Source organism: Deinococcus murrayi DSM 11303 (assembly GCF_000482805.1).
In the GTDB taxonomy this organism is placed as follows: domain Bacteria; phylum Deinococcota; class Deinococci; order Deinococcales; family Deinococcaceae; genus Deinococcus; species Deinococcus murrayi.
In genome coordinates this window covers 82,413-106,154 of sequence record NZ_KI519502.1, presented here as the reverse complement: position 1 = coordinate 106,154, position 23,742 = coordinate 82,413, and the positions used below count along the sequence as shown (strand labels likewise).

Annotated in this window: 25 protein-coding genes and 1 tRNA gene; 19 read left to right on the top strand and 7 right to left on the bottom strand. The window is 69.7% G+C overall.

Going from position 1 to position 23,742, the window contains the following annotated elements:
- Positions 1–4 precede the first annotated feature (4 nt).
- Positions 5–892 (bottom strand): EamA family transporter, encoded by an 888-nt coding sequence (locus H565_RS0110865; RefSeq protein WP_027461055.1) that lies wholly within the window; start codon positions 890–892, stop codon positions 5–7.
- Between the two features lie 171 nt (positions 893–1,063).
- A complete protein-coding gene (locus tag H565_RS0110860; protein WP_027461054.1) occupies positions 1,064–1,321 on the bottom strand; it encodes a cold-shock protein in 258 nt (85 codons plus the stop codon).
- A gap of 243 nt (positions 1,322–1,564) precedes the next feature.
- Here H565_RS0110860 and H565_RS0110855 point away from each other — a divergent pair, with 243 nt between their 5' ends.
- From H565_RS0110855 to H565_RS0110840, 4 genes are read left to right on the top strand one after another with little or no spacing between them, the layout of a single operon-like run.
- Complete coding sequence (locus H565_RS0110855) at positions 1,565–2,092, top strand: gamma carbonic anhydrase family protein (protein ID WP_027461053.1); 528 nt, start codon at positions 1,565–1,567, stop codon at positions 2,090–2,092.
- The gene (locus tag H565_RS0110850; RefSeq protein WP_027461052.1) at positions 2,089–2,892 is read left to right on the top strand and encodes a hypothetical protein; all 804 of its coding nucleotides are present in this window, start codon (positions 2,089–2,091) and stop codon (positions 2,890–2,892) included. Before H565_RS0110855 ends, H565_RS0110850 begins: the two co-directional genes overlap by 4 nt.
- Before the next feature lie 45 nt (positions 2,893–2,937).
- On the top strand, positions 2,938–3,360 hold the full coding sequence (locus tag H565_RS0110845) for a hypothetical protein (RefSeq protein ID WP_051363559.1): 423 nt from the start codon (positions 2,938–2,940) through the stop codon (positions 3,358–3,360).
- Complete coding sequence (locus H565_RS0110840) at positions 3,357–3,698, top strand: RNHCP domain-containing protein (protein WP_027461050.1); 342 nt, start codon at positions 3,357–3,359, stop codon at positions 3,696–3,698. The genes H565_RS0110845 and H565_RS0110840 overlap by 4 nt, the downstream gene beginning before the upstream one ends.
- A gap of 93 nt (positions 3,699–3,791) precedes the next feature.
- On the opposite strand, the gene H565_RS0110835 is transcribed toward H565_RS0110840, so the two are convergent.
- Positions 3,792–4,589, bottom strand: coding sequence for a substrate-binding periplasmic protein (locus tag H565_RS0110835; protein ID WP_084542963.1), 798 nt, complete (start codon positions 4,587–4,589; stop codon positions 3,792–3,794).
- A gap of 189 nt (positions 4,590–4,778) precedes the next feature.
- On the opposite strand from H565_RS0110835, the gene H565_RS16630 reads away from it, so the two are divergent.
- The 13 genes from H565_RS16630 to H565_RS16465 all read left to right on the top strand — a co-directional run bounded on the left by H565_RS16630 (position 4,779) and on the right by H565_RS16465 (position 16,922).
- The gene (locus H565_RS16630) at positions 4,779–4,952 is read left to right on the top strand and encodes a hypothetical protein (protein ID WP_162832508.1); all 174 of its coding nucleotides are present in this window, start codon (positions 4,779–4,781) and stop codon (positions 4,950–4,952) included.
- On the top strand, positions 4,949–5,899 hold the full coding sequence (locus H565_RS0110825) for an MBL fold metallo-hydrolase (RefSeq protein WP_051363558.1): 951 nt from the start codon (positions 4,949–4,951) through the stop codon (positions 5,897–5,899). Before H565_RS16630 ends, H565_RS0110825 begins: the two co-directional genes overlap by 4 nt.
- Positions 5,899–7,170 carry a phosphoribosylamine--glycine ligase gene (purD, locus tag H565_RS0110820; protein WP_027461047.1) on the top strand — a complete coding sequence of 424 codons (1,272 nt, stop codon included), beginning with the start codon at positions 5,899–5,901 and terminating at the stop codon, positions 7,168–7,170. Before H565_RS0110825 ends, purD begins: the two co-directional genes overlap by 1 nt.
- A 37-nt stretch (positions 7,171–7,207) precedes the next feature.
- Positions 7,208–7,290: transfer RNA gene (locus H565_RS0110815), tRNA-Leu, on the top strand.
- A gap of 44 nt (positions 7,291–7,334) precedes the next feature.
- Positions 7,335–7,559 carry a preprotein translocase subunit SecG gene (gene secG, locus H565_RS0110810; RefSeq protein WP_027461046.1) on the top strand — a complete coding sequence of 75 codons (225 nt, stop codon included), beginning with the start codon at positions 7,335–7,337 and terminating at the stop codon, positions 7,557–7,559.
- Between the two features lie 350 nt (positions 7,560–7,909).
- Positions 7,910–9,676, top strand: coding sequence for an ABC transporter substrate-binding protein (locus tag H565_RS0110805; protein WP_027461045.1), 1,767 nt, complete (start codon positions 7,910–7,912; stop codon positions 9,674–9,676).
- 80 nt (positions 9,677–9,756) lie between these two features.
- Positions 9,757–10,737 (top strand): ABC transporter permease, encoded by a 981-nt coding sequence (locus H565_RS0110800; RefSeq protein WP_027461044.1) that lies wholly within the window; start codon positions 9,757–9,759, stop codon positions 10,735–10,737.
- A gap of 15 nt (positions 10,738–10,752) precedes the next feature.
- Entirely contained in the window at positions 10,753–11,889 is a 1,137-nt protein-coding gene (locus tag H565_RS0110795; RefSeq protein ID WP_027461043.1) for an ABC transporter permease, read from the top strand.
- Positions 11,890–12,018: 129 nt separating this feature from the next.
- Positions 12,019–13,065, top strand: coding sequence for an ABC transporter ATP-binding protein (locus H565_RS0110790; protein WP_027461042.1), 1,047 nt, complete (start codon positions 12,019–12,021; stop codon positions 13,063–13,065).
- Positions 13,062–14,117, top strand: coding sequence for an ABC transporter ATP-binding protein (locus H565_RS0110785; RefSeq protein WP_281170900.1), 1,056 nt, complete (start codon positions 13,062–13,064; stop codon positions 14,115–14,117). The genes H565_RS0110790 and H565_RS0110785 overlap by 4 nt, the downstream gene beginning before the upstream one ends.
- 129 nt (positions 14,118–14,246) lie before the next feature.
- Positions 14,247–15,527, top strand: a complete 1,281-nt coding sequence (locus H565_RS0110780; RefSeq protein ID WP_027461040.1) for a DUF4139 domain-containing protein — start codon at positions 14,247–14,249, stop codon at positions 15,525–15,527.
- A 190-nt stretch (positions 15,528–15,717) separates the two neighbouring features.
- Complete coding sequence (locus H565_RS0110775) at positions 15,718–15,993, top strand: PqqD family protein (protein WP_034409276.1); 276 nt, start codon at positions 15,718–15,720, stop codon at positions 15,991–15,993.
- A complete protein-coding gene (locus tag H565_RS16465) occupies positions 15,990–16,922 on the top strand; it encodes a hypothetical protein (RefSeq protein WP_157469000.1) in 933 nt (310 codons plus the stop codon). The genes H565_RS0110775 and H565_RS16465 overlap by 4 nt, the downstream gene beginning before the upstream one ends.
- Here H565_RS16465 and H565_RS15150 read toward each other — a convergent pair.
- Positions 16,822–18,180 (bottom strand): lasso peptide biosynthesis B2 protein, encoded by a 1,359-nt coding sequence (locus tag H565_RS15150; RefSeq protein WP_051363557.1) that lies wholly within the window; start codon positions 18,178–18,180, stop codon positions 16,822–16,824. The genes H565_RS16465 and H565_RS15150 overlap by 101 nt on opposite strands.
- A gap of 62 nt (positions 18,181–18,242) precedes the next feature.
- Between H565_RS15150 and H565_RS0110765 the strand changes: the two genes are divergently transcribed.
- Positions 18,243–19,676: a phytoene desaturase family protein gene (locus tag H565_RS0110765; RefSeq protein ID WP_027461038.1), complete on the top strand. Its 1,434-nt coding sequence runs from the start codon at positions 18,243–18,245 to the stop codon at positions 19,674–19,676.
- A gap of 13 nt (positions 19,677–19,689) precedes the next feature.
- Here H565_RS0110765 and H565_RS0110760 read toward each other — a convergent pair whose 3' ends face one another.
- Complete coding sequence (locus H565_RS0110760) at positions 19,690–19,956, bottom strand: hypothetical protein (RefSeq protein ID WP_027461037.1); 267 nt, start codon at positions 19,954–19,956, stop codon at positions 19,690–19,692.
- 1 nt (position 19,957) lies between these two features.
- Complete coding sequence (locus tag H565_RS0110755) at positions 19,958–21,142, bottom strand: hypothetical protein (RefSeq protein WP_027461036.1); 1,185 nt, start codon at positions 21,140–21,142, stop codon at positions 19,958–19,960.
- A 56-nt stretch (positions 21,143–21,198) separates the two neighbouring features.
- Between H565_RS0110755 and H565_RS0110750 the strand changes: the two genes are divergently transcribed.
- A complete protein-coding gene (locus H565_RS0110750) occupies positions 21,199–22,494 on the top strand; it encodes a replication-associated recombination protein A (protein ID WP_027461035.1) in 1,296 nt (431 codons plus the stop codon).
- A gap of 61 nt (positions 22,495–22,555) precedes the next feature.
- Here H565_RS0110750 and H565_RS0110745 read toward each other — a convergent pair whose 3' ends face one another.
- Positions 22,556–23,575 (bottom strand): aldo/keto reductase, encoded by a 1,020-nt coding sequence (locus H565_RS0110745; RefSeq protein ID WP_027461034.1) that lies wholly within the window; start codon positions 23,573–23,575, stop codon positions 22,556–22,558.
- Positions 23,576–23,742 lie beyond the last annotated feature (167 nt).

Genomic DNA, 23,742 nt, shown 5'->3' with positions numbered 1-23,742 from the left:
GGCCTTACCGCACCGCACCTGCCGCTTGCCGCGCTCTGGCCCGGCCCCCCAGGACGTGCAGCGCCAGCCCCGCGAGCACCAGCCCGGCCCCCAGCAGCTTGAGGGCGGGAAAGGCTTCGCGGTAAAAAGCAGCACTCGCTCCCATTCCAAAGACGGGCACCAGCAGCGAGAGGGGCGCGATGCGGGCCGCCCCGTGCCGCTGAATCAGCAGGCTCCAGACGCCGAAGCCGAGCACCGTGTTGCCCAGCCCCATGAACAAGATGGCCGCCCAGAACGCTGGCCCCGCCGCCCTCAGCGCGTGCGCGACTGCGTCCCAGCCCTCCGTCAGCACGGCCAGCCCCGCGAGCGGCAGCGGCGCAATGAGGCTGCTCCAGACCACCAGCGCGAACATGTTGGCTCCGCCCGCCGCCCGCACGAGCAGGTTGCTGACCGCCCATCCCAGCGCCGCGACCAGCGTCAGCCCCAGCCCGACCGGGGTCACGTCCCCGCCCGCGGCCAGGCCGATGACCGCCATGCCGCCAAAGGCGAGCGCCATCCCCAGCAGTTGCGGCGGCGTGACCCGCTCGCCCAGAAAGCGGGCCGCGAGCAGCGCTGTAAAAAAAGCCTGCGTCTGCATCAGCAGCGACGCGATGCCTGCGCTCATGCCGAGCTGTACGGCGAGGTACAGCAGCCCGAACTGCACCACCCCCACCGCGAGGCCGTAGCCCCACAGCAATCGGGCCGGGACCTGGGGCCGCCCCACGAACAGCACCGCCGGAACCGCCGCCGCCGCAAAGCGCAGGGCCGCAACGAGCAGGGGCGGGGCGTCCGCGACCGACCACTTGATGACCACGAAGTTCACGCCCCAGATGCAGGTAATCAGCAGGGCCAGCCCCAAGCTGCGGGCGGGCAGGGGAGAGGACGCGGGGGGCACCGCCGGAGTTTACGCCGAGACGACAAGTGGGGACCGACGGCTGGTCAGTCCCCACCAAGTTCCTCTGCGGGTTTCTTTGCTGGCCCCAGGCGGGGGTGCTCCGGCGGCTCTTTCGGTCAGGGGCGGCGTGAGGGCCGCTGACCAGCCGTTTTACCAGCGGTCGCCGTAGCTGCCCCGACCGCCCATGGGTGCGGGCGCGGCGTTGGTGACCACGACGTTCTTGGCCTGTGGCCCCTTGCCCCCCTGCCCGGCTTCAACCTCGAACTCGACCTCATCCCCCTCGTTGAGCTTGCGAAAGCCGCTGCTCTGGATGGCGCTGTAATGCACGAACACGTCGGGGTTGCCGGGGTGCTCGATAAAGCCGTAGCCCTTCTCCACGTTAAACCACTTCACACGACCTTGAGCCATAACACTCCTTGCATCTTCACCGACCTCACCCAGGCGAGCGGCCCTCTGGGCAGCTGCCGGCAGTGCAGGGGAAGTGGGGAAGACATGGCGATTATCGCACGGCCCGGCTCCGGGAAGAGGCCAAGATGCATGAACGTTCCTCGCGCTCTGGCCCCTATACTCGGTCCAGTTCTGCGCTACGGGTGCCCTCCCCGCTGCGCTCCTTTTCGCCCCTCCCCGCTCGCTCCCCCTCCCGGAGGTCTCATGCCGCTCTATGCCCTCGCCGACCTCGTCCCCGACTTGCATCCCAGCGCGTTTGTGGCTCCCAGCGCGGACCTCACGGGGGCCGTGTCGGTGGGCGAGGAGGCCAGCGTGTGGTTCGGAGTGGTGGCGCGGGGCGACATCGAGCCTATCTTCATCGGGCCGCGCTGCAACGTGCAGGATGGGGCGGTCCTGCACACCGACGAGGGCCACCCTTGCCGCCTGGAGGAGGACGTGACGGTGGGCCACCGGGCGGTTGTGCATGGGGCCACCTGCGAGGCTGGAAGCCTGGTCGGGATGGGCGCGGTGATGCTCAGCGGCTCTCGGCTGGGGCGCGGCGCGGTGCTGGCGGCGGGAGCCGTGCTGCGCGAGGGCCAGGCCGTGCCCGACGGCATGTTGGCTGCCGGGGTCCCCGCCCGCGTGGTGCGTGCCGCAGCGCCGCCCGGCAACGCCGCCCGCTACGTGGCGCAGGCCGCCCGCTACCGCCGCGACGCCCGCCGCCTCGTGCCCCCCGCCGGAGGTGAGCGGTGAGCGCCCCCGGCGAGCTTCCGCCGGGCGGTCCGCAGGAGGTCGTGCCCGAACTCACCCCGATGTTTCCGGGGGCCGCGCCCTTTCTGGCGCGCTTCCTGCCCCACTCGCCGCCCACCCACACGGGTCTGAGCCTGCCCTTTTGCGACCTGCACGCGCTGCTGCGCCACTTCCACGACCAGGGGTGGTACGGCTACCTGCACGCGCAACTTGGCGACCAGCACGCCGCCGTGCTGCTGTACGAGGGCCGGGCGGTGACGGCGGCGTCGGTCAGCGCGGTGGGGGAGGGGGCGCTCGGCGACCTGCTGGCCCTCTACGAGCAGGGCGCGGTCCTGAGCGCCCATCCCCTGGCTCCGGCCCTCGCGCACGCCCTGAGCGGGGTGGGCAGCCGCGCCTGGAGGGTGGACGTGACGGGCGACTTTACTGGGCTGCACGTCTGTGCGGCGGGGGCCACCTTCTATGCGCGGGGGGCGGCGGTCGCGACCCTGCCCGTCTCCCTGCCCTACGAAGGGGCCTTTCCTGCCCCGCTGCGGCCCCAGACGCTGATGCTGCCGCGCAGTCTGGCCGGCTGGGCGCACCACCCCTATGCCCTTACCCTGCGGGGCCGCGACGCCCTGCACCCCATCACCGACGTGCACCCCGCCTTTCGGCAGCGGCACGGAGAGTTGGGGCTGGGCTTCTTGCGGGCGCTGCACGGCGGCCTGACTCCCGCTGAGCACGCCCTGCACGGCGACCTCGCCCTGCACGACCTCGAACCCCTGCTGCGGGCCTTTGTGGCCGAGGGGCTGGTGCGCGGCGAGTGACGTTCGGCCCGGTCTCTCCCGCCGCGCCTGTGCTGGAATACGGGCGTGACCCGGCCTTCCCGACCTTCCCTCTCTTCTTCTGACCTGGCCCTCGCGGCGGGCCGAACGGCGACGCTGGCGGTGCTGGCGGGCCTCTTTATGCTGGCGACGACGCCTTTTTTCGGGCGGCTTCTTCAGGGCCAGACAGACCACCTCTTTCGCAACCTCGCCTACGCCCTCGCGACCGCCGTGCTGCTGTGGCAGGTGTGGCGCGGCAGCGTGTGGGCGTGGCGGCTCACGGTGGGCTTCAGCGTGTTTTCGGGGCTGCTGGTCTTCATCGTGGGGATGCTCGCGGGGGTGAGCCACTGGCAGGGTTGGGTCATCAGTGCGGCGGGCCTGGGGTTTATGGTGCTAGGGCTGTGCTTGGTCGCGGTGCCGAGCATCCGGGCGTTTCTCGATTCGCGCTGGGCAGTGCGGGGGCTGCGATGAGCGGACGCCGCTTTACCGTGCAGGGCACCAACAACGCTTTCGTGTGCCTGCACTGCGGGGCGCAGGTGCAGCCCCTGCAAAACGGTTCGGTTCGCAACCACTGCCCCCAGTGCCTGCATTCGCGCCATGTCGACGTGCTTCCCGGCGACCGCGCCAGCGATTGCGGCGGCGAGATGGAACCCGTGGGGGTCGAATACAGCGGCAAAAAGGGCTGGGTCATCCTGCACCGCTGCCGCCGCTGCGGGCACGAGGGCCGCAACAAAGCCGCCCTCGACGACCCCGCGCAGCCCGACTCCTGGGACGCCCTCGTGGCCCTCAGCCGCCGGGGGCGGGAGTAAAGAAAGCCGTTAGCGACCAGCCGCCAGCTGCCAGCACAGAAAGCCCCAGCACTTGCTGAAGCTTGGGTGGCTGGCAGCTGGAAACTGGCCGCTTTACCCCTTACACCGCACGTCCTTGCCAAAGTGCTTGGCCGATAAGAAAGCGTAGCTGTTGGTGGCGAAATAGTTCTGAAGCGCTGTATTCAGGGCGAGGCGGGTGGAGTCGTTGTCTTCCCGCACCATAAAGCCGATGGGCACGCTCCACAGTTCCGGCCCGAAGTAGACCTTGACCTTGGGATAGGTGCGCTTGATGGCGGGTTCCATCACGGTGTAGGCGAAGGTTGCGTCAACCGCCTTGCTCAGGACCGCGAGCAGGACGTCTCCGGTGGACTTGTAGACCTGCACCTGTTTTTCGAAGGGCAGCTTTTGCACGTAGGAATGCATGATGGACCCCGCGCCCACGCCGATTTTCTTGCCCGCGAGGTCGGTGTGCTTCTGGAGGGCCGGATTCAGCGACGCCACCGACACGCCCGCGCAGGCGGTGGGAACCGTAAAGTCCACTTTGTGCTCGCGAGTGCTCGTCACGCCCAGGGCACCGAGGGCGACATCGGCCCGGTCGTCTTGCAGGGCCTTGATAAGGCCGTCCGCCGCGACCCGCTGCACCTCGACCTTGAGTCCCAGCGTGGCGGCGACCGCTTGCAGCAGTTCAATCTCGTAGCCGCTAAAGCGCGAACCGTCCGTCATAGCAAAGGGGGGGAGGTCGCCGGGCGTGGCGACCCGCAGCACGCCGCTTTGCTGAATCTGCGCGAGGGTGCGGGCTTCGGCGGCGCTCAGGCCGCCCCCCGCGAGGAAGAGGGCCGCCAGAAGGGCGGGTCGGGAACGTCGGGCGAGAAAGAGGGGCAGGTGAGGCATGGGCATGTCCTTTTGGGGAAACCACCGCGCAGGGGCGGTTCGTGGGAAGGTCAGGGCAGGGGGGTGGCGTTCGTCTCCCCGCAGGAGCCAGGGGAACGTCACGTGAAGGCAACCTAAAGAAAGGCCTCTCTCAGAACTCTGACGGCCTGGTCTCGGCTGCGGGGTGGAAAGCCGTATTACACTCGCCCCATGGCTTTGTGGCTGGTGGTGGCATTTATCGTGCTCAGCGCGTCCTTCATCCTGGCGCTTTCGCTGGGGCCGCTGCGAACGGCGGCCAACGTGCGGGTGATTCGGGGGATTGCTGCCGTGCAGTACCTCGCGGCGGCGGTGCTCGCGGGCGCTCGCCTGACGGGGCAAGCATGAGCGGCCCAGCGGCGGCGGGCCTCGGTCCCGCTCATGGCTGGGTGCTGGACCTGCACTTTCAGGACCAGCCCGGCGTGATTGCCGTCTATGCCCTGGATACCGGCGACGGCCTCGCGCTGGTGGACGTGGGGCCGGGCAGCACGCTGGAGGCGCTGGAGGCGGGCCTCTCGGAGCGCGGCGCGGCCCTCTCCGACGTGCGCCACCTGCTGCTGACGCACATCCACCTCGACCACGCGGGCGCGGCGGGTGCCCTGCTGGAGCGCTTGCCCCGTGCCCGCGCCTATGTCCACGAGCGCGGGGCCGCGCACCTTGTTCGGCCCGCCCGGTTGCTGGCGAGTGCGGCGCAGATTTACGGCGACCAGATGGAGCGGCTGTGGGGCGAACTGCGCCCGGTCGACCCGGAGCGCCTGACGGTCCTCTCCGGCGGCGAGGGGTTGCGCCTGGGCCACCTGGAGGGAGAAGCTCTGGCGACCCCCGGCCACGCGGTGCACCACCTCGCCTATCACCTTGGCGACGACCTCTTTGTCGGGGACGTGGGCGGCATTCGCCTCGACGCCCGCCAGACCCCCCGCGCCCCCACCCCACCCCCCGACATCGACCTTCCGGCGTGGCGGCAGAGCATAGAGCAGTTGCGCGGGCGCGACGCCCGCACCCTGGCCCTGGCCCACTTCGGGACCTTCCCGCAGGAGGCGGCCCACTGGGACGGTCTCCTCGCCACCCTAGAGCGCGACGCGGACCTCGTGCGCCGGGGACTGGAGGCGGGCGAAGACCTCGCGGACATCACGGAGGGCTTTACCGGTACCCTCTTCGCCGAGCTGGAGGCCGAAGTTCCCGGCTTGCCAGAGCGCTTCGGCTTCGCGTCGCCCCCCTGGATGGGCGTGCAGGGCCTGGCCCGCTACTGGTCGCGGGTGGCCCTGCGGGGCGTGGGGGCGGGGGGGGCGAACTGATGCGCGTCCTCGTCGTGGGGGGCGGCGGGCGCGAGCACGCCATCGCAGAGGCCTGCGCTCGGCACGGCCACGAGGTGCTGTGTACCCCCGGCAATCCCGGCATGGCGGCCCTGGCGCGGCAGCTCGACAGCCCCCAGGACCCTGGTTCGCTCGCGGCCCTCGCCGTGCGCGAGGGGGCTGACCTGGTGCTCGTGGGGCCAGAAGCCTACCTCAGCGCGGGGCTGGTCGACGCTTGCCGCGAGCGGGGGGTGCTCGCCTTTGGCCCCACGCGGGCGGCGGCCCGGCTCGAGAGCGACAAGGCCTGGAGCAAGGCCTTTATGGCTCGCCACGGCATCCCCACCGCCGCCTACCGCGCCTTTTCCAAATTGAGTGAGGCCGTGGCCTACGCGCAGGGGCAGTCCCTCCCAGTCGTCGTCAAGGATGCGGGCCTGCGGGCGGGCAAGGGGGTCACCGTGGCCCAAAGCCATGCGGAAGCGGAAGCGGCCCTGCGGGATATCTTCTCGCAGCCGGGGGCACAGGCCGTCATTGAAGAGTTCATGACCGGGCAGGAGGTCAGCGTCCTCGCCCTGACTGACGGCGAGCGCTACGCCCTAACCCCCCCCAGCCAAGACCACAAGACGATTGGCGAGGGGGATACGGGTCCCATGACGGGCGGCATGGGGGTGGTGTGTCCCTTCCCGCTGGGAGAAGCGGAGCTGGCCTTCATTCGCCGCGAGATTATCGAGCGCACCCTGGCGGGCTTGCGGGCCGAGGGGTTGCCCTTTTGCGGGGTGCTGTACGCCGGGCTGATGCTCACCCCGCAGGGGCCGCGGGTGGTCGAGTTCAATGTGCGCTTCGGGGACCCGGAAGCCGAGGCGGTGCTGCCCCTTTTGGCCTCCGACCTCGCCCAGCACGCCTCCGACGCGGCGCAGGGTCAGCTCGACCCGGCGCAGGTGCACTTCCGGGACGGGGCCAGCGCAGTGGTCATCCTGGCGGCCCCCGGTTACCCGGCCTCGCCGCAGCTCGGCATCCCCCTGTCGTTGCCCGACCCCGGCCCCGGTGAGGCCGTCTACCACGCGGGCACGGCCCTGATGGGCGGGCGGCTGGTCAGCGCGGGCGGGCGCGTCCTGGCGGTCACGGCCACGGCCCCCACCCTGGAGGCTGCCCTGGGCCGCGCCTACGCCCTCGCCGACCGGGTAGAGTTTCCGGGTGCCCAACTGCGGCGCGACCTGGGGTTCCGGCTGGGCCTGGCCACCCCGGTGGGATTGCGCCCCGGTGCCGCCACGCGCTAGCATCCCGGCTGGCCCACCACCCCCCTGGGGGCCTTAGGCCGATGTGGCGGAATTGGTAGACGCATCCGACTCAAAATCGGACGGGCAACCGTAGGGGTTCGAGTCCCCTCATCGGCACCACTGTTGTTCTGTTCTTCTCGCCGCTTTTCCAACGAGGCCGCCCCATGATTCTGACTCTGTTTATCATCCTGTTTGCCCTGGTTGCGGTGGGGCTGGTGTTTTTCGTGCTGCTCCAGGTGCCCAAGCAGGCCGGATTATCGGCGAGCATGGCGTCGGGTGGCTCGCTGCTGGGGGGTCGCGGCGTTGAGGGGGGCTTGGTGCGGGTCACCAGTGTCTTGGGGGGCCTCTTTATGCTGCTGGCCCTGTTGATTAATGTCGTCTCGCGCTGACCCCTCCCTGACCTGTAGATGAGTCGCCTGAGTGCATAGGCGGCTCTTTTTATTCACCTGTGACGGGGGGCTTGCTGGGTGGATTACTCTCCCTCTTTTGTCCTGGCGGCGTTTTTTGACGTCCTGGTCGAACGTTCACTTGGTGACAATCGCTGACCAGGCCATGAATGGCCTGTGACTAGGCATTCATCGTTGGGCATAAGGGGCTTGACCTTGAGCAAACCTTGTCGGTAGAGTAGCCGCGCTGGAATCCCTCAAATGGCTTAGTTGGACCGCTGCTCCGGTGGTAGGCCGGGCACCGTTTCACATATCCAGATTTCCAGAAGTAGCTCCCCTTCAGGAGGCACCGCATGAAGAAAGCCCTGTTTGTCGCGCTCGCCCTGACCGCCGGTTCTGCCGCCTCGGCTGCTCCCTTCGTCTGGCCCGCCGCCTGGACCGCCGAGCAGAACACCGCCAACAAGCGCGGCGGCGAGTTCCGCACCTTCACCATCTCGGACTTCAAGACCTTCAACCCTTTTACCTCCGCCGAAGCCACCAGCATCCCCGGTACGATGGACGACGGCGCGGGCCTCTTTATCCAGGACCCCCGCAACGACGAGTTCATCCCCTACATGGCGGAGTCCAAGCCCGTGGTCAGCAACGGTGGCCGCCGCTTTGTCGTCAAGATTCGCCAGGGCATGAAGTTCAGCGACGGCCAGCCCATCACCGCCGACGACTGGATCAGCACCTACCGCATCCACACCGACGACAAGGTCGGCAGCAACTCCTTCGACTCCTTCCGTCTCGCGGGCAAGCCCATCACGGTCCGCAAGATCGACAACTACACCCTCCAGTTTGACTTCCCGCAGGTCAGCGCGAGCGCCTACGGCATCATGAGCTACGCGCCCTGGCCTGATCACGTGTTCGGCAAGGCGTACCGCGAGGGCGGCGCTGAAGCCATCAAGAAGATGTGGACGCTGGGCACCCCCGCCAGCCAGATTGTCTCGCCCGGCATGTGGGTCCTGGACTCCTACCGCGCCGGTGAGCGGGCCGTCTTCAAGAAGAACGAGTTCTGGGGCGAGTGGAACAAGGACAGCCGCGGTCAGTCGCTGCCCTACCTGAACAACCTCTCCTACCGCATTGTGGCTGACCAGAACGCTGGCTTGGCCGCGTACCTCGCCGGGCAGATTGACACCTTCGGCCCCCGCAACGCCGACGACCTCGCCCAAATCAAGCGGGCCATCGACGGCGGCAGCCTCAAGGCCACGCTGATTCCCAACGTCAGCCCCCAGGCCACCAGCCAGTGGATCGTCTTTAACTGGAACAAGGCGGGCGACCCCTTCAAGCAGAAGCTCTTCCGTGACGTGCGCTTCCGCCGCGCCATGAGCCACATCGCCAACCGCAAGGCGATGGTGGACCTCGCCCTGGGCGGCCTGGGCACCGAAACCTACTTCAGCGTGTACCCCATCTTCCGCCAGCAGCTCGCGGCGGGCATCGCGGCGGGGGCGCCCCGCTACACCTACAACCTCCAGGCGGCTTCCAACCTGCTGCGTCAGATGGGCTTTACCAAGAAGAACGCCCAGGGCTGGCTCGTCGACGGCAGCGGCAAGGTGCTGGAGTTCAACCTCTCCACCAACGCGGGCAACACCGTCCGCGAGCAGCTGGGCCGCATCTTCGCGGACGAGGCCAAGAAGGTCGGCGTGAAGGTCAACTTCACCCCCATCGACTTCAACAACCTCGTCGGCCAGCTCACCGCCAAGGGCGAGAACCGTCCCTTCGACGCCATCCTGCTGGGGCTGTCGGGTGGCAGCAATGTCTGGCCCTTCGGCACCAACGTGGTGCCCTGCGGCGGCAACCTGCACTCCTACAACAACCCCACCAACGGCGCCTGCCTCACCTCGCAAGAAAGCCTGATGACCAAGCTGTACTACCAGGGTGACGCGACTCTCGATGACGCCAAGCGCCGCGCCGTCGGAGCGCAGCTCCTGAAGGCCGAGGGCGAACTCCAGCCGGTGATTTACCTCGTCGGTGGCAACTACCACGTGACCTTCAACGAGCGTCTTGGCGGCGAGTACCCCCGCAACATGATGGATGCCTACTACGGCAACCGTGCTCTCGCCCTGACCTTCATCAAGTAACCTTCCGCCCGCACGTTTCCGGAGGGGTGGCTCGCAGGTGCGGGCTGCCCCCCACTCGCGTGAACTCTCAGGAGCGCTTCATGATTCCATTTCTCCTGCGGCGGCTGGTCCAGTCCATTCCGACGCTTCTCATCGCCAGCGTGCTGATCTTTTTCGTGATTTCGCTCGCCCCCGGCGATTTTCTGACCCCCGCCAAACTGAACCCCAACATCAGCCCCGAACAAATCGAAATCCTCTCGCGCAACTTCGGTCTCGACCGGCCCGTCTGGGAACAGTACTTCCGCTGGATGGGCAACATGCTGCGGGGCGATTTCGGATTGTCCTTTCAGTACCAGCAGCCTGTGCTTGATGTGATTTGGCCCCGCGTAAAGAACTCGCTGTGGCTGGTGCTGCTGAGCACCGTGCTCTTTTATGCCATTGCCATTCCGGTGGGGGTGTATGGGGCCGTGCGGCAGAACTCGCTGGGCGACAAGTCCATCAACGTGGTGCTGTACTTTCTCCTGGGCTTTCCGAGCTTCTTCCTCGCGCTGATCGTGATTTACTTCATTTTGCAGATTCGCAACGCGACCGGGCTGGACGTGCCCATCGGCGGGATGACGAGCAACAACTACGAGGAGCTATCAGGACTGGGGAAGGTGCTCGACATCCTCAAGCACCTGATTATCCCGGCGACCGTGCTGGCGATTTCGGATGCGGCGGGCCTAACCCGCGTGATTCGGGGGCAGATGCTGGAGGTGATGCGTTCGGACTATGTGCGGACCGCGCGCGCCAAGGGCGTCAGCGAACGCAGTGTGATTTGGAAGCACACCTTCCGCAATGGAATCCTGCCCATCGTGGCGGGCATCGGCGGGCTGCTCCCGGCGGCCATCAGCGGGGCTGGGTTCATGGAGGTGGTGTTCGCCTACCCCGGCGTGACGCCCATGCTGCTGGCAGCCCTGAACACCCAGGACCTGTACCTGGTGGCGGGCTTTACGGTCATCACCACCGTCTTGCTGATTATCGGCAACGCCATCAGCGACCTGCTCCTCGCCGTGGTTGACCCACGCGTGAAGGTGGCCTGAGGAGTCCTTTCTGTCATGACCACGACTTCTCCTACGACCAAGGCTCCCCGTGCCCGCGGCCAGTCTCAGCTCGCGGTGGCCTGGACCCAGTTTCGCAAGAACCGCCTCGCCCAAATCGGCGGGACGTTCCTCATCCTGCTGTATCTGATGGCGATTTTTGCGCCGTTCCTGGCCCCAGACGGGCTGTCGACCTATTCGACGACCAACATCACCCGCTTCCATCCGCCCACCCCGATTCAGTTCCGTGACCCGGAAACGGGGGCCTTCACCCGGCCCTTTGTGTACAAGTACACCCAACAGCTCAACCTGGAGACGTTTGTCAACGAGTACCGCCCGACCACCACCCGCTGCCCGATTTACTTTGGGGTGCGCGGCGATGAGTACCGAATTCTGGGGCTGATTCCGGGGAACATCCACCTGTACGGCACTGGGCAAGAGAACCCTGAGTGCAAGGTGTACCTGATGGGCGGCGAGGCGCTGGGGCGTGACCTCTTTACCCGCATCATGTACGCCTCGCAGATTTCGCTGACCATCGGCGTGGGGGCGGTGCTGATTTCTACGGTTATCGGGCTGATGATGGGGGCGATGGCGGCCTTCTTTGGGGGCGTCGTGGATACCCTCATCATGCGTCTGGTCGAGGTGCTGGCTGCCATTCCGGGGCTGTTCCTGCTGATTCTGCTGCGCTCGGTGTTCCCGCAGGACATCAACCCCATCTTTGCGCTGTACATGATTCTGGGCATCCTGGCCTTTATCAGTTGGGGTGGCCTCGCCCGCGTGACCCGTGGGCAACTGCTGAGTGTGCGTGAGCAGGACTTCGTGTCGGCGGCGCACGCGCTGGGGGCAGGGAGTGGCCGCATCATGGTGCGCCACATGCTGCCCACCATGACCACGTACGTCATTGTGGGCCTGAGCCTGGGCATTCCGGGGGCCATTCTGGGCGAGTCGGGCCTGAGCTTCCTGGGCATCGGGGCGGTCGAGCCGTACGTGTCGTGGGGCAGCCTGCTCGCCCAGGCGCAGGAGGGCGGCTTTTCCAGCATCACCCAGCGGCCCTGGGTGCTGATTCCGGGCTTTTTCATCGTGTTTACGGTGATGGCCTTCCAGCTTCTGGGTGACGGGCTGCGCGACGCCTTTGACCCGCGCAAGCGGTCGTAAGCTCTTCCGGCCCTGTAAGACTTCTGACAGCGCCGTCCCCCGTGAGGCTGGGACGGCGCGAACTTTTGGCGGGGATACCTGTATGATAAGGGGCGTGTTCCGCAACGCAGCGCAGGAGATGGAGGAAAAATGACCCATCAGGGTGAGGTTCTGCTGGCCGTCAACGGCCTACAAACGTACTTCCACACCGACGACGGTGTTGTGAAGAGTGTGGACGGGGTGACCTTCCACATCAAAAAGGGCGAGACCCTCGCGGTGGTGGGGGAATCCGGGTCGGGCAAGAGCGTGACCAGCCTCAGCATCATGCGCCTGATTCCGATGCCGCCCGGCAAGATTGAAGGCGGCGAAATCCTGTTTACGGGCAAGGACGGGGTCCAGAAGAACCTCGTCACCCTGCCGGAAGCCGAAATGCGCCGCATTCGCGGCAACGACATCTCGATGATTTTTCAGGAGCCGATGACCAGCCTCAACCCGGTGTACACCGTCGGGGACCAGATTGGCGAGGCGGTCATGCTGCACCAGGGCAAGAGCAAGCGCGAGGCGCTGGAGGTGGCCACCGAGATGCTGCGGCTGGTGGGCATTCCGGCTCCCGAAAAGCGCGTGCATGAGTATCCTCACCAGATGTCGGGCGGGATGCGCCAGCGGGTCATGATTGCGATGGCCCTCTCGTGCAACCCGGCCCTCCTGATTGCCGACGAGCCGACCACCGCGCTCGACGTGACCATTCAGGCGCAGATTCTGGACCTGATGCGCAAGCTCCAGCAGGAAATCGGCATGAGCATCCTCTTTATCACCCACAACCTCGGCGTGGTTGCGGAGATGGCCGACCGCGTGGTCGTCATGTATGGCGGGCGCGTCGTCGAGGAAGGGGATGTCGTCGAGATTTTCAAGGCGCCGCGCCACCCCTACACCATGGGGCTGCTGAACTCGATTCCGCGTGCCGGGGACGCCGCGCACGTGCCGGGCCAGCCCAAGCAGCGGCTGGAGGCGATTCCGGGCAACGTGCCCAACCCACTGCAACTGCCCCCCGGTTGCCCCTTCGAGCCGCGCTGCAAGTTTGCCATCGAGGCGTGCAGCGAGGCGGTGCCGCCCCTCTTTGATACGGGCGGCGGCCACGTCTCCCGCTGCATCCGCTGGCAGGAGTTCGAGCAGGCCCAGCATGAGGTGAACGCATGACCCGCACGGTAATCACGACCGACCCCGGTGACGTGTCCGTGGCCGCCCAGACACCTGCCGTGGCCGCTGCCCCCCAGACCGCTGAGACGCTGCTGGAGGTCAACAACCTCCAGAAGTACTTCCCCATCCGCGGCGGGTTGTTCTCGCGGGTGGTGGGCAATGTTAAAGCCGTCAACGACGTGTCCTTTAAGCTGGGGCGCGGCGAGGTGGTCGGGCTGGTGGGCGAGTCGGGGTCGGGCAAGACGACCGCCGGACGCGCCATCCTGCGCCTCATCGAGCCGACGGGCGGGCAGGTCATCTTCAACGGCACCGACATCACCCGCCTCTCCAAGGCCCAGATGCGCGACTACCGCCGGGAGATGCAAATCATCTTCCAGGACCCCTTTGCGTCGCTCAACCCACGCATGACGGTGGCGGACATCATCGGCGAGGCGATGCAGATTCACAACCTGCACCCTGGCAAGGAGCGGCTGGAGCGCATCGCCGAACTGCTCTCGAAGGTGGGTCTGCGCCCCGAACACATGCGCCGCTACCCCCACGAGTTCTCTGGCGGGCAGCGCCAGCGCATCGGCATTGCGCGTGCCCTGGCAGTCAACCCCAGCTTCATCGTCGCTGACGAGCCGGTGTCGGCGCTCGACGTGTCCATTCAGGCGCAGGTCGTCAACCTGCTGCAAGACCTCCAGGAAGAACTGGGTCTGACGGTGCTGTTCATCGCGCACGACCTCGCGGTGGTGGAGTACATCTGCGACCGCATCATCGTGATGTACCTGGGCCGCGTGATGGAAATCGCGCCCAGCCGCGAGCTGAACACCAACCCCAAGCACCCCTACACCGAGGCGCTGCTCTCGGCGGCCCCCGTGCCCGACCCCACCGTCAAGCGCCAGCGCATCATCCTGGAGGGCGACATCCCCAGCCCCATCAACCCCCCCAGCGGCTGCGTCTTCCGGACGCGCTGCCGCTACGCCATCGACGACTGCGCCAAAGTGGTGCCGGAGCTGCGCGAGGTGGGACCGGGGCACTTCAAGGCGTGCATCCGGGACGACATTTTGTAAGCGGTCAGCTCTCAGGCGTCAGCTTTCAGCCCTAGAAGCCTCAGCCCCTGCTGGGGCTTTTTTTGGCTGGTGGCTGGTGGCTGGCCGCTTTCTCACCCTTCATCAGCCCCCACCCGCCAAGCTGCTCTCATGAAACAGCTTCTGACAGCGGCACTCGTGGCAGCCTTGGGCACAGCTTCGGCGGCGGACCTCCGCATCTACCCCAGCTTCGCGGAGGTGCGCGAGCCGGTGCGGGCGACGGGAGGCACGCTGACGGTCACGCTGCCCGAAGCGGCCTGGGCAGGCCTGATTCCGGGCACCCTTGACCTCGACGGCCTGCCCTTCACCTCGGCGGTGCAGCGGCAGGAACCCAACTGGCTGGCCTCGCTGGAGGGCAAGACCGTCTTTCTCAAACGGCCAGGTGAGGCCACCCAGCCCGTCACCCTGATCCGGGCGCGCGACCTGCTGGTGCGCGACGCGCAGGGGCGCTACCTGACCGCCCGCTACGAGGACCTCAGCTTCGACGTGGCACCGCCGGTCAACCCCCTCTCGCCCACGCAGACGCTGACCTTTACGCTGCCGGGGGCGGGCGCAGGCACGCTGGCCTACCTGACGCGGGGGGTGACCTGGGCACCGCGCTACACGCTGCGGGCGAGCAGCCAGGGCGCTCAACTCTCGGCGCTGGCCGACATCCGCAACGGCACCGACCTCGCCTACGATGTGAAGACGGCCGAGCTGTATGCGGGGGATGTGGAGGTGCGTGGGCAACCGGTCCCCTTTCCCGGAGCGGCCCTCCGCAACCAGGCCGCCGATGTGGAGACGACGGCAGCCGCCCCCACCATCAACTCCCAGGGTGAGCTGCGCGGCCTGTACCGCTACGCCCTCTCTGCGCCCTTTACCCTGCCCGCCAACAGCGTGGTGACCCTGCCCTTCCTGACGCCCAAGCTGACGGGCTTCGAGCGCTACGCAGGCCTGAACACCTACTTCACCCCGCAGAATACGTCGGGTACCCTGAGCCGCTTCTACCGCCTGAAGGCCGACGAGCGGCTGCCCGGCGGCCTGGTCACCGTGCGCGAGGAAGGCCGCCTGGTGGGGCAGACGAGCATCCCCGAAACGGCGGCGGGTGCCCAAATCGAGTTCAGCCTGGGCAATGACCCCGATGTGCGCTACATGCGGGCCGTGCAGACCGTGAGCAGCGAGCGCAATGCCCAGGGCAACCCAGTCAAGACCACCTACCGAGTCACCTACACCTTCGAGAGCAGCAAGGACCGCCCCGTTCGCGCCGAGGTCACCGAGGTGGTGGGGGGCCGCCGCATCGTGATTGACTCGGCCCCCGCCCGCCAAAACCAAGCCCGCGCCGAACTGCGGGTGGATGTGCCCGCCGGGGGCAAGGCGACGCGCAGCTTTACGGTGGTCGTGGACAACAGCTAGCCCTCCTGCGCCCCCCGTCCTGACACCCTGTCAGCGCGAACCCCCCGTGACCATGAAAACCTGGGGGGGTTCGCGCAAAGCTGGAAGTTGTTTTTGCTAAGGTGAGAGAAAGATAGGGGGTTTCTGTCAGATTTTAAACAGCCGTTCCCCCGCGTGGGTGCCCCCGCTTGCCCGCGCTAGCCTGAGCGAGATGACCCTCAAGGATTGCTGGGAAGCGCACCCCGACGTGCTCGTCACCGACCTGAGCGACGAACTCGTCTTGCTCGACCCCCGGCGGGGCGAGATGTACAGCGTGACGGGCGCGGGAAGTGCCGCGTGGCGGGCGCTGCCGGGCGACCTGGCTCACCTCACCGGGGCCGTCACCGCCGCTTACGACGTGGACGAGGCCCGCGCCAGGGAAGACCTCCGCACGCTGCTCGCAGAGCTGGAGGCCCGCGGCCTCGTCCGGAACTGCCGAACGGGATGAGCGCCGGGGACCCGGAGACCTGGGTCAGCCTCGACGCGGCGGTCGTCGCGGAGGGCCTGGCCCCGGCGGTCGTGGCGGCGCTGCGCGAACGCTGGGAGGTGACGGCCCCCGGCCCGGTGCGCCGCCGCCTCACCTTGCGCGGGGGCACGCTTCCCGCGCCGCCTGGGGGTGCCCCGGACTCCCCCGCCGGGCCGGTTGGCCTCGCCGTGAGCGTCCGGGGCAACGAGGTCTGGCTGGGGGAGCACCTCTACCTGCGGGTGTGGGAGGGGGGCGCGGCCATCACGGTGCGGGGGGACGGCGGCGCGGCCAGCGAGGCCGCCTGGACGCTCGCCCTCGCGGAGGCGCACCGGGCGGGCGGGTGGCTGGCGCTGCATGCGGCGCTGCTGGGAGACGGGGACGGGGGGCGGGGCGTCGCGCTCAGCGGGCCGAGCGGCACGGGCAAGAGCACGGCGGCCCTGCGCTGGGCGGCGGCGGGGGGCGCGGTGGTCGCCGAGGACCAGGTCTGGATCTGGCCGCAGGCGGGGCGGGCGGTGGGGGCCGACCGCTGGCTGCGCGCTCATGAGGCGGGGGTGCGGCGCTTTGCTCCGGGGTGGCTCGCCCGCGCCGAGGGCCACGACGCGCACGGCAAGCTGCGGCTGCCCCTGCCCCAGCCGGGGCGGGAGGTGACCCTCACGGGGCTGCTGGTCTTCGGCCTCCCCGACCCGCCGAGCGGCCCAGAGCGGGTGCGGGCGCTGTGGGAGGCGACCGGAGTGCCCCTCAGCGCCCTGGGGCGGGCGCGGGGAGGGGCGGGGGTTGCGGCGCTGCTGCCCCGCCTGCCCGTGCGGGGGGTCACGCGGGAGGACGTGCTGGAGCGGGCGCAGGAGGTGCTGACGCCCATGGCTCCGGACCTGCTGGAAAGCGAAACACCTCCTGAAAGCGCAGGCGGTTAAGCGGCTCGCCGAAAGCGTCAAACCCCCCCCGGTCATCCTCGACCCAGGCGTGACCGTGCACCCCGCCCCCCCCGCGGGCCACCCCGCTGATGAAGACCACCGGGTGCCCCCGCCGCCGCAGCGCCCGGTAGGTCGCGTACGCGCGGGGCACGCACGCCCCCCGCCACGACCGGGGGTAGAGCAGCCGGGTCAGCCAGGCGGCGGCCCCGACCACGTCCTCCAGGGTGCCCAGCGGCAGGCGGACCGGGGCGGGGGCGGCGGGCGTCCAGCGGGCGAGCGGGCGGCGCGGGTCGCCCCCGGCGCGGACCGCGAGCAGGGCCGCGAGCGCGTCCGGCAGCAGCCGGGGCAGCCAGCGGGCGCGGCGGCGCAGCAGGGTCAGCCGGGCCTGCCACAGCGCCCGCCGGGGCCGCAGCCCGTCCCGGCGCAGGGCGGCCCGCAGCCCGGCGGGGGCCTCCCCCAGCCGCAGGCGACCCTCCGGCGGCCAGCAGCCCTCCCGGAACGCCGCCCAGGTCGCGGCGACCCCCAGCTCGCGGGCGCGGGCGTCCAGCGCGGCCACGTCCCCCCCGAACAGGGCCAGCAGCCGCCGCGCGTCCGCATAGTCGGCGGGTTTGAGGCGGCCCAGGTCCCCCCACAGGCGGTGGAGGGCGAGGCCCACGATGAGCGCGTCCGCCGGGGCGAGCTGCCGCACAGGAATCCCCGCCCAGTCGTGGGGACGGCTCGCCGCCCAGACCGCACGGGTCAGGGGACGAGTGAGCGCCGGGTCCCCCGCCACGACCCGGCGGTGCACGTCCAGCCGCACCGCCCCGCTGGGGCTGTAGAGGTGCGCGGCCTCATGGGTCCAGCGCTCCGGCAGCGCGTGAAAGCCGTCGCTGCGCCAGCCCAGCGCGAGGGCGACGTGGACGGCGCGGGTCAGCACCGCCGGGTCTTCGGGCAGCAGCACGTCCACATCCCCGTAGAAGCGCTCGCCGGGGGTGTCGTATACGAACTCCGCGAGCGCGAAGCCCTTGAAAAGCACCGCTCCCAGGCCCTCCCGCGCCCAGGCCGCGAGCAGGGGCCGCAGCTCGGCGCGAATCGCCGCGTGCCGCGCCCCCAGCGCGAGGTGCCCGCCCCGCAGTGCCCCGCGCAGGGGGTGGTCCTCCGGCAGCCGCGAGCGCACCTCGCCCGCCAGCCCCGCCGCTGTCAGCGCGGGCAGGTCGGGGGCGCTCACCTCCGGCGGGTCGGTGACGAGGGCGCGGCGCAGCACGTCGGGGAGGGACATGGCGGCAGGGTAGCGCAGGGGGACCGGGCATCCAGGCCGTCCGCCCGTGTCACAGTAACCGGGTGCCCCCCCTCGATGCCGTCGTCGTCGGCGCTGGTCCCAATGGCCTGAGCGCCGCCATCACCCTCGCCCGCGCCGGGCTGCGGGTACGGGTGCTGGAGCGCCGCCCCGCGCCCGGCGGGGGCCTGAGCAGCGCGGAGCTGACCCTGCCCGGCTTCCTCCACGATGTGGGCAGCGCGATTCACCCGCTCGGTTTTGCCTCGCCCGCCTTTCGGGAGTGGCCGCTGCACGCCTTCGGCCTCCGGTGGGCGCAGCCGGACGCCCCCTACGCCCAGGTGCTGGAAGACGGCACGGGCGTGGTCGTGGAGCGCGACCTGGAGGCCACGGCGCGGAGCTTCGGGCGGGACGGGGCGGCGTGGCGGGCACTCTTCGGGCCGCTGGTGGGGGGGCTAGAGGCCCTGCTCGGCGACGTGTTGCGGCCCCTTCCCCGCCCGCCCCGGCATCCCCTCCTGCTCGCCCGGTTCGGGCTGCGGGGGCTGCCCCCGGCGACGTGGGCGGCGGCCCTGCTGCGAACGCCGGAAGCGCGGGCGGCCTGGGCGGGGCTGGCCGCGCACGCCAACCTGCCGCTCGGCGCGCCGGGCACGGGGGCGGCGGCGCTGGTGCTGGGCACACTCGCCCATGGGGTGAGCTGGCCCTTTCCGCGCGGGGGGGCGCAGGCCCTGACGAACGCCCTCGTCGGCTACCTGCGCTTCCTGGGGGGCGAGGTCGAGACGGGCGTAGAGGTGCGTTCGTGGCGCGACCTCCCCCCCGCCCGCGCCGTGCTGGTGGATTCCAGCCCCGCCGTGCTCCTGCGGCTGCTGGAGGGCCGGGTGACGCCGGGTTACCGGGCCTGGCTGACGCGCTACCGCTACGGCCCCGGCCTGCTCAAGCTGGACTATGCCCTGAGCAGCCCCGTCCCCTGGCGTGACCCGGCCCTGGGGCGGGCGGGCACCGTGCACCTCGGCGGCGGGCTGGAGGCGGTGGCGCGGGCGGAAGCAGCGGTGGCGCGGGGGGTGGCCCCAGAGCGCCCCTACGTGCTGGCCGCCCAGCACACCCTCTTTGACCCCACGCGGGCACCCGCCGGGGGCCACACCTTCTGGGCCTACGCGCACGTGCCGCCGGGCACGCCGGACACCTACGCCGATGTCATCGAGGCGCAGCTTGAGCGGGCGGCCCCCGGCTTCCGCGACCTCGTGCTGGGGCGGCGGGTGACGAATGCGCGGGCGCTCGAAGCCCTCAGCCCGGTCTTTCGGGGTGGGGACGTGAACGGGGGCCGGGGCGACCTCTGGGGCCTCCTCGCCCGCCCGGTGCCCACCCCCACCCCCTACCGCACCCCCGTGCCCGGCGTGTACCTCTGCTCCAGCGCGACCCCGCCCGGCGGCGGCATCCACGGGATGAGCGGGTATTGGGCGGCGCAGGCGGCGTTGGGGGACGTGTTCGGACGGACGCCCAGCTAAACCTTTCTCGCTTTCAATCCCCCACAAAGGTCTGCCGCACGCAGCTCTGCCCCGGCTCCAGCGGGGGCAATCCGGCTTCCGCCACCTCGCGCAGCCTGCCCAGCACCAGCGCCAGGGTCGGTCCCTCGCCGTACATCTGCACGGCCTCGTCGGTCAGCAGCAGCTCGAAGCCGCGACCGGGTTGCGTGGCCCGCAAAACGCGTCCGCCCGGTTCGGCCAGAACGGTCACCTGGGTTCCGGCGGGAAACCCCTCGCGGGCGACGAGGTCGGCGAAGTCCATCTCAGGCCACCTCCCCCCGCAGGTGCCCCGGCGTGAGCGGCTCGCGCAAGAGGCGAGCGAAGCCGTCCGCGCCTTCCCGTTCCATCCATCCCCGCACCAGGTCGCCGCCCACCCCGTAGGTGAAGATGTAAGCCCGGAACTGGGGCTGCGAGATGAAGCGCAGGGTCTGGCGGGCGCGGGCCTCGCTCGCGGGGGCGTAGTGGCGGATGAAGTCGAGGACCTCGGCCTGCGGGCGTCCGTCCGCGTGCAGCATCAGCGCCGCCGTGCCGCTGACGCCCTTCAGCCCCTCGCGGGCGCGGCCTGCCGCGAGAAAAGCCCGCACGTCGTCGGGGTCGAGGCCCGCGAGGGGGGCCAGTTCTCCCGTCAGCCAGGCTTCGACCTCCTCCCGGTCCATCAGCGCCCGCAGCGCGTTCACCGCGATGCCCTCGGACACCACGCATTCGGGCGCGTTGATGAGCTGGATGGAGTGTTCTCGCCAACCCTTCTCCCGCACCAGCCGCGCTTCCTTGGTCGCGTGCTCGGTGTGGTGGCCGGGGTAGCCCTCGTGGGCGAGGAGGTCAGGCAGGGCGGGCAGAAGCACGGGGAGGTCGGTGTTGAGGTCGATACGGCTTTGCAGGTTGCCCAGCGGCCAGTTGTAGCCGCTCCAGGGCTTGTCCTGCACCAGCCCGACCGAGAAGCCCTCGCCCTGCGGCAGCCCGAAGCGCTCGCGGGTGCGCTCGCGCAGGGCCGCGAGGAGAGGCTCGGCCACCCGCAGGATGTCCCCCACGGGCAGGGCCACCCGCGAGCGCAGGGCTTCTTCCCTCTCCTCCAGGGTGCCGCTGCCGGGCAGCGCCGCATCCAGGCTCCGCAGGGCGGCGTCCAGTTCCGATTCGTCCGCCCGCACGGGGTCGATGTCGTAGAGGCCGCGCACCTCCTCGGCGTAGGGCAGCGTTTCGCCCCCCAGCAGCCGGGTCAGCGTGACCATCGCCCGCACCTGCACGGTCAGGAAGTCGCGCCGGGCGGCGTCCTCCACCCCCCCCACCTCGCCTTGCAGGGCCAGCGCTTCTGCGTGCAGCTCGGCGGGGTCGCGCCAGGTGCGGTCGGCCCACTCGGCGGGGCCGCCGTAGCCGTCGATGAAACCTGGCGCGTGCGCGTCGATGGCGTGGGCGAGGCGGATATAGCGTTCGGCGGGGTCGGGGGCGGGCATGGGGGCAGGATAGGGCAGGCGGCTTCCCCCCTCCCCCCCCCCGCTATCCTCGGCGCATGACCCTCTTTGACCCCCCCGCGCCCCTGGCCGAGCGCCTGCGCCCGCGCTCGCTCGCGGAGGTCGTGGGGCAAACGCACCTGCTGGGACCGGGAAAGCCCCTGACCCGGCTGCTGGCCTCCGGGCGGCTGGGGTCGCTGCTGCTGTGGGGGCCGCCCGGCGTGGGCAAGACCACCCTGGCGCGGCTCCTGGCGGGCGAGATGGGGGCGCACTTCATCCCGCTCTCGGCGGTGTCGGCGGGGGTCGCCGACGTGCGGGGGGCCGTCGCGGAGGCCGAGCGGCGGCGGAGCGGGGGCCAGCGCACGGTTCTCTTTCTGGACGAGATTCACCGCTTCAACAAAGCCCAGCAAGACGCCCTGCTGCCCCACGTCGAGTCGGGGTTGCTGACGCTGGTGGGGGCCACCACCGAAAACCCCTCCTTCGAGGTCAATCCGGCCCTGCGGTCGCGGGCGCGGACGCTGGTGCTGGAGCCGCTCTCGCCGGAGGACCTGCGCGGGCTACTCGAACGGGCGCTCGCGGACCCCCGCGGGCTGCCGGGGGTGACGGCCCAGCCCGACGCCCTCGACCTGCTCGCCCGGCTCGCGGACGGGGACGCCCGGCGAGCGCTGAGCACCCTGGAGGTCGCCGCGACCCTGGCCGACCCGGTCACCCCCGACGCCGTGACAGAGGCCTTTGGCCGCCACCTCCCCGCCATGGACAAGGGCGGCGAGGACTTCTACAACCTGATGTCGGCCCTGCACAAGTCGGTGCGGGGGTCGCACGTGGACGCCTCCATGTACTGGCTGGCCCGCCTCGTGGAGGGCGGGGCGGACCCCCTGTATGTCGCCCGGCGCATCGTGCGGATGGCCGCCGAGGACATTGGCCTCGCGGACCCGCAGGCGCTGCGGCTGGCGGTCGCGGCCCGCGACACGGCCCAGTTCCTGGGCAGCCCCGAAGGTGACCTCGCCCTCGCGCAGGCGGTCGTGTACCTCGCGCTGGCCCCCAAGAGCAACTCGGTCTATGTGGCTTGGAAGAACGCGCTGAAGGCCGTCCGGGAGGGCGAGAACCTCCCCGTGCCCCTGCACCTGCGCAATGCTCCCACCGCGCTGATGCGGGGGCAGGGGTACGGCCAGGGCTACGCCTACTACTTCGACGACCCCCAGGGCAGCTTCGCCCAGGACTACCTGCCCGGCGGCGTGCGGCTGGGCCTTTACGCCCCGACCGGAGAGGGCTGGGAAGCGCGGGTCGCCGAGCGCTGGCGCAAGCTGCGAGAGGCGCATGGGGAGGCAGAAGCGATACCGGACGCGGAGGCTTGAACGCAAAAAACCCCTCTCTCCTGGGGAGAGGGGCCTGGCGAAGCCAGGGGGTGAGGGGTCCTTACCGCTCCAGTTCCGTCCGCGCCCGCTCCCAGTCGCTCACGCGGCTCAGCTCGGCGAGGTCGTCGGGGGTCAGGGTGAGGTCGAGCGTGCCCAGCAGGTCGGTCAGTTGCGCCACGCTGTTCGCTCCGATGATGGGTGCGGTCACGCCGGGCTGGGCGAGCAGCCACGCGAGGGCCACCTGCGCGGGCCTGGCCCCGTGCCGTGCGGCGACCGTCTCCAGCGTCTCCACGATGTCGAAGTTGCGGTCGCTGAAGCGGCCCCGCGCGTTGCCCTCGGCCCGCACGCTGTCGGGGAGGGGGCCGCCCCGCTTGTATTTCCCGGTCAGCATCCCGCCCCCCAGCGGACTCCAGGGCAAGACGCCCAGGCCGTACTCCACACACACCCGCGCAAGCTCGCGCTCGAAGTTGGCCCGCGTGGGCGAGAGCAGGCTGTATTCGGGCTGAAGGCTGACGAAGCTCTCCAGGCCCTTTTTGTCGCTCGTCCACAGCGCCTGCATCAGCCGCCACGCCGAGTAGTTCGAGGCCCCGATGTAGCGCACGTACCCGCGCCGCACCAGTTCGGTCAAAGCCTCCAGCGTTTCCTCAATCGGCGTCTGATTGTCTACCCAGTGCGCTTGGTAGAGGTCGATGTGGTCCACCCCCAGCCGCCGCAGGCTGTCCTCGCAGGCCCGCAGAATCCAGCGGCGAGAGAGGCCCTCGCGCTGGTGGATGCTCTCCCGCCCCTCGCGCCCCCCCTCGCCCATCGGCCCGCGCACCTTGGTCGCGATGACCATGTCATCTCGGCCCCCGCGCGACTTCAGCCAGCGCCCCACGATTTCCTCGGACACCCCGCCGGGATTGCCAGGCACCCAGTTGCTGTAGATGTCTGCCGTGTCGATAAAGTTGCCGCCCGCCTCCCGGTAGGCGTCCATCAGCGCAAAGGACGCGCCCTCGTCGGCGCTCCAGCCAAACTGCATAGAGCCGAGACCCAGGGGAAAGAGGTGCAGGCCGCTGCGACCGAGCTTGCGGTAGGTGGTCATGGCCACAGGCTAACGCCCTCCGCCCGGACACCTCCCCTGACACCCTGTCAGCGCGAACCCCCCGTGACCATGAAAACCTGGGGGGGTTCGCGCAAAGCTGGAAGTGCCTCCCCATCGCTGTTTTTCGGAACACCCCCACCGAGCACGGGTCCAAAACTGGACAGCGC

Excerpts from the sequence above, each read along its gene's own strand:
- secG (WP_027461046.1), top strand. The coding sequence starts at position 7,335 with ATGATTCTGACTCTGTTTATCATCCTGTTTGCCCTGGTTGCGGTGGGG.
- H565_RS0110760 (WP_027461037.1), bottom strand. The coding sequence starts at position 19,956 with ATGGACTTCGCCGACCTCGTCGCCCGCGAGGGGTTTCCCGCCGGAACC.
- H565_RS16465 (WP_157469000.1), top strand. The coding sequence starts at position 15,990 with ATGAGCGCCGGGGACCCGGAGACCTGGGTCAGCCTCGACGCGGCGGTC.
- H565_RS0110755 (WP_027461036.1), bottom strand. The coding sequence starts at position 21,142 with ATGCCCGCCCCCGACCCCGCCGAACGCTATATCCGCCTCGCCCACGCC.
- H565_RS0110745 (WP_027461034.1), bottom strand. The coding sequence starts at position 23,575 with ATGACCACCTACCGCAAGCTCGGTCGCAGCGGCCTGCACCTCTTTCCC.
- H565_RS0110840 (WP_027461050.1), top strand. The coding sequence starts at position 3,357 with ATGAGCGGACGCCGCTTTACCGTGCAGGGCACCAACAACGCTTTCGTG.
- H565_RS0110855 (WP_027461053.1), top strand. The coding sequence starts at position 1,565 with ATGCCGCTCTATGCCCTCGCCGACCTCGTCCCCGACTTGCATCCCAGC.
- H565_RS0110775 (WP_034409276.1), top strand. The coding sequence starts at position 15,718 with ATGACCCTCAAGGATTGCTGGGAAGCGCACCCCGACGTGCTCGTCACC.
- H565_RS0110795 (WP_027461043.1), top strand. The coding sequence starts at position 10,753 with ATGACCACGACTTCTCCTACGACCAAGGCTCCCCGTGCCCGCGGCCAG.
- H565_RS0110790 (WP_027461042.1), top strand. The coding sequence starts at position 12,019 with ATGACCCATCAGGGTGAGGTTCTGCTGGCCGTCAACGGCCTACAAACG.
- H565_RS15150 (WP_051363557.1), bottom strand. The coding sequence starts at position 18,180 with ATGTCCCTCCCCGACGTGCTGCGCCGCGCCCTCGTCACCGACCCGCCG.
- H565_RS0110785 (WP_281170900.1), top strand. The coding sequence starts at position 13,062 with ATGACCCGCACGGTAATCACGACCGACCCCGGTGACGTGTCCGTGGCC.
- H565_RS0110860 (WP_027461054.1), bottom strand. The coding sequence starts at position 1,321 with ATGGCTCAAGGTCGTGTGAAGTGGTTTAACGTGGAGAAGGGCTACGGC.
- H565_RS0110825 (WP_051363558.1), top strand. The coding sequence starts at position 4,949 with ATGAGCGGCCCAGCGGCGGCGGGCCTCGGTCCCGCTCATGGCTGGGTG.
- H565_RS0110780 (WP_027461040.1), top strand. The coding sequence starts at position 14,247 with ATGAAACAGCTTCTGACAGCGGCACTCGTGGCAGCCTTGGGCACAGCT.
- purD (WP_027461047.1), top strand. The coding sequence starts at position 5,899 with ATGCGCGTCCTCGTCGTGGGGGGCGGCGGGCGCGAGCACGCCATCGCA.
- H565_RS0110750 (WP_027461035.1), top strand. The coding sequence starts at position 21,199 with ATGACCCTCTTTGACCCCCCCGCGCCCCTGGCCGAGCGCCTGCGCCCG.
- H565_RS0110835 (WP_084542963.1), bottom strand. The coding sequence starts at position 4,589 with ATGCCTCACCTGCCCCTCTTTCTCGCCCGACGTTCCCGACCCGCCCTT.
- H565_RS0110805 (WP_027461045.1), top strand. The coding sequence starts at position 7,910 with ATGAAGAAAGCCCTGTTTGTCGCGCTCGCCCTGACCGCCGGTTCTGCC.
- H565_RS16630 (WP_162832508.1), top strand. The coding sequence starts at position 4,779 with ATGGCTTTGTGGCTGGTGGTGGCATTTATCGTGCTCAGCGCGTCCTTC.
- H565_RS0110800 (WP_027461044.1), top strand. The coding sequence starts at position 9,757 with ATGATTCCATTTCTCCTGCGGCGGCTGGTCCAGTCCATTCCGACGCTT.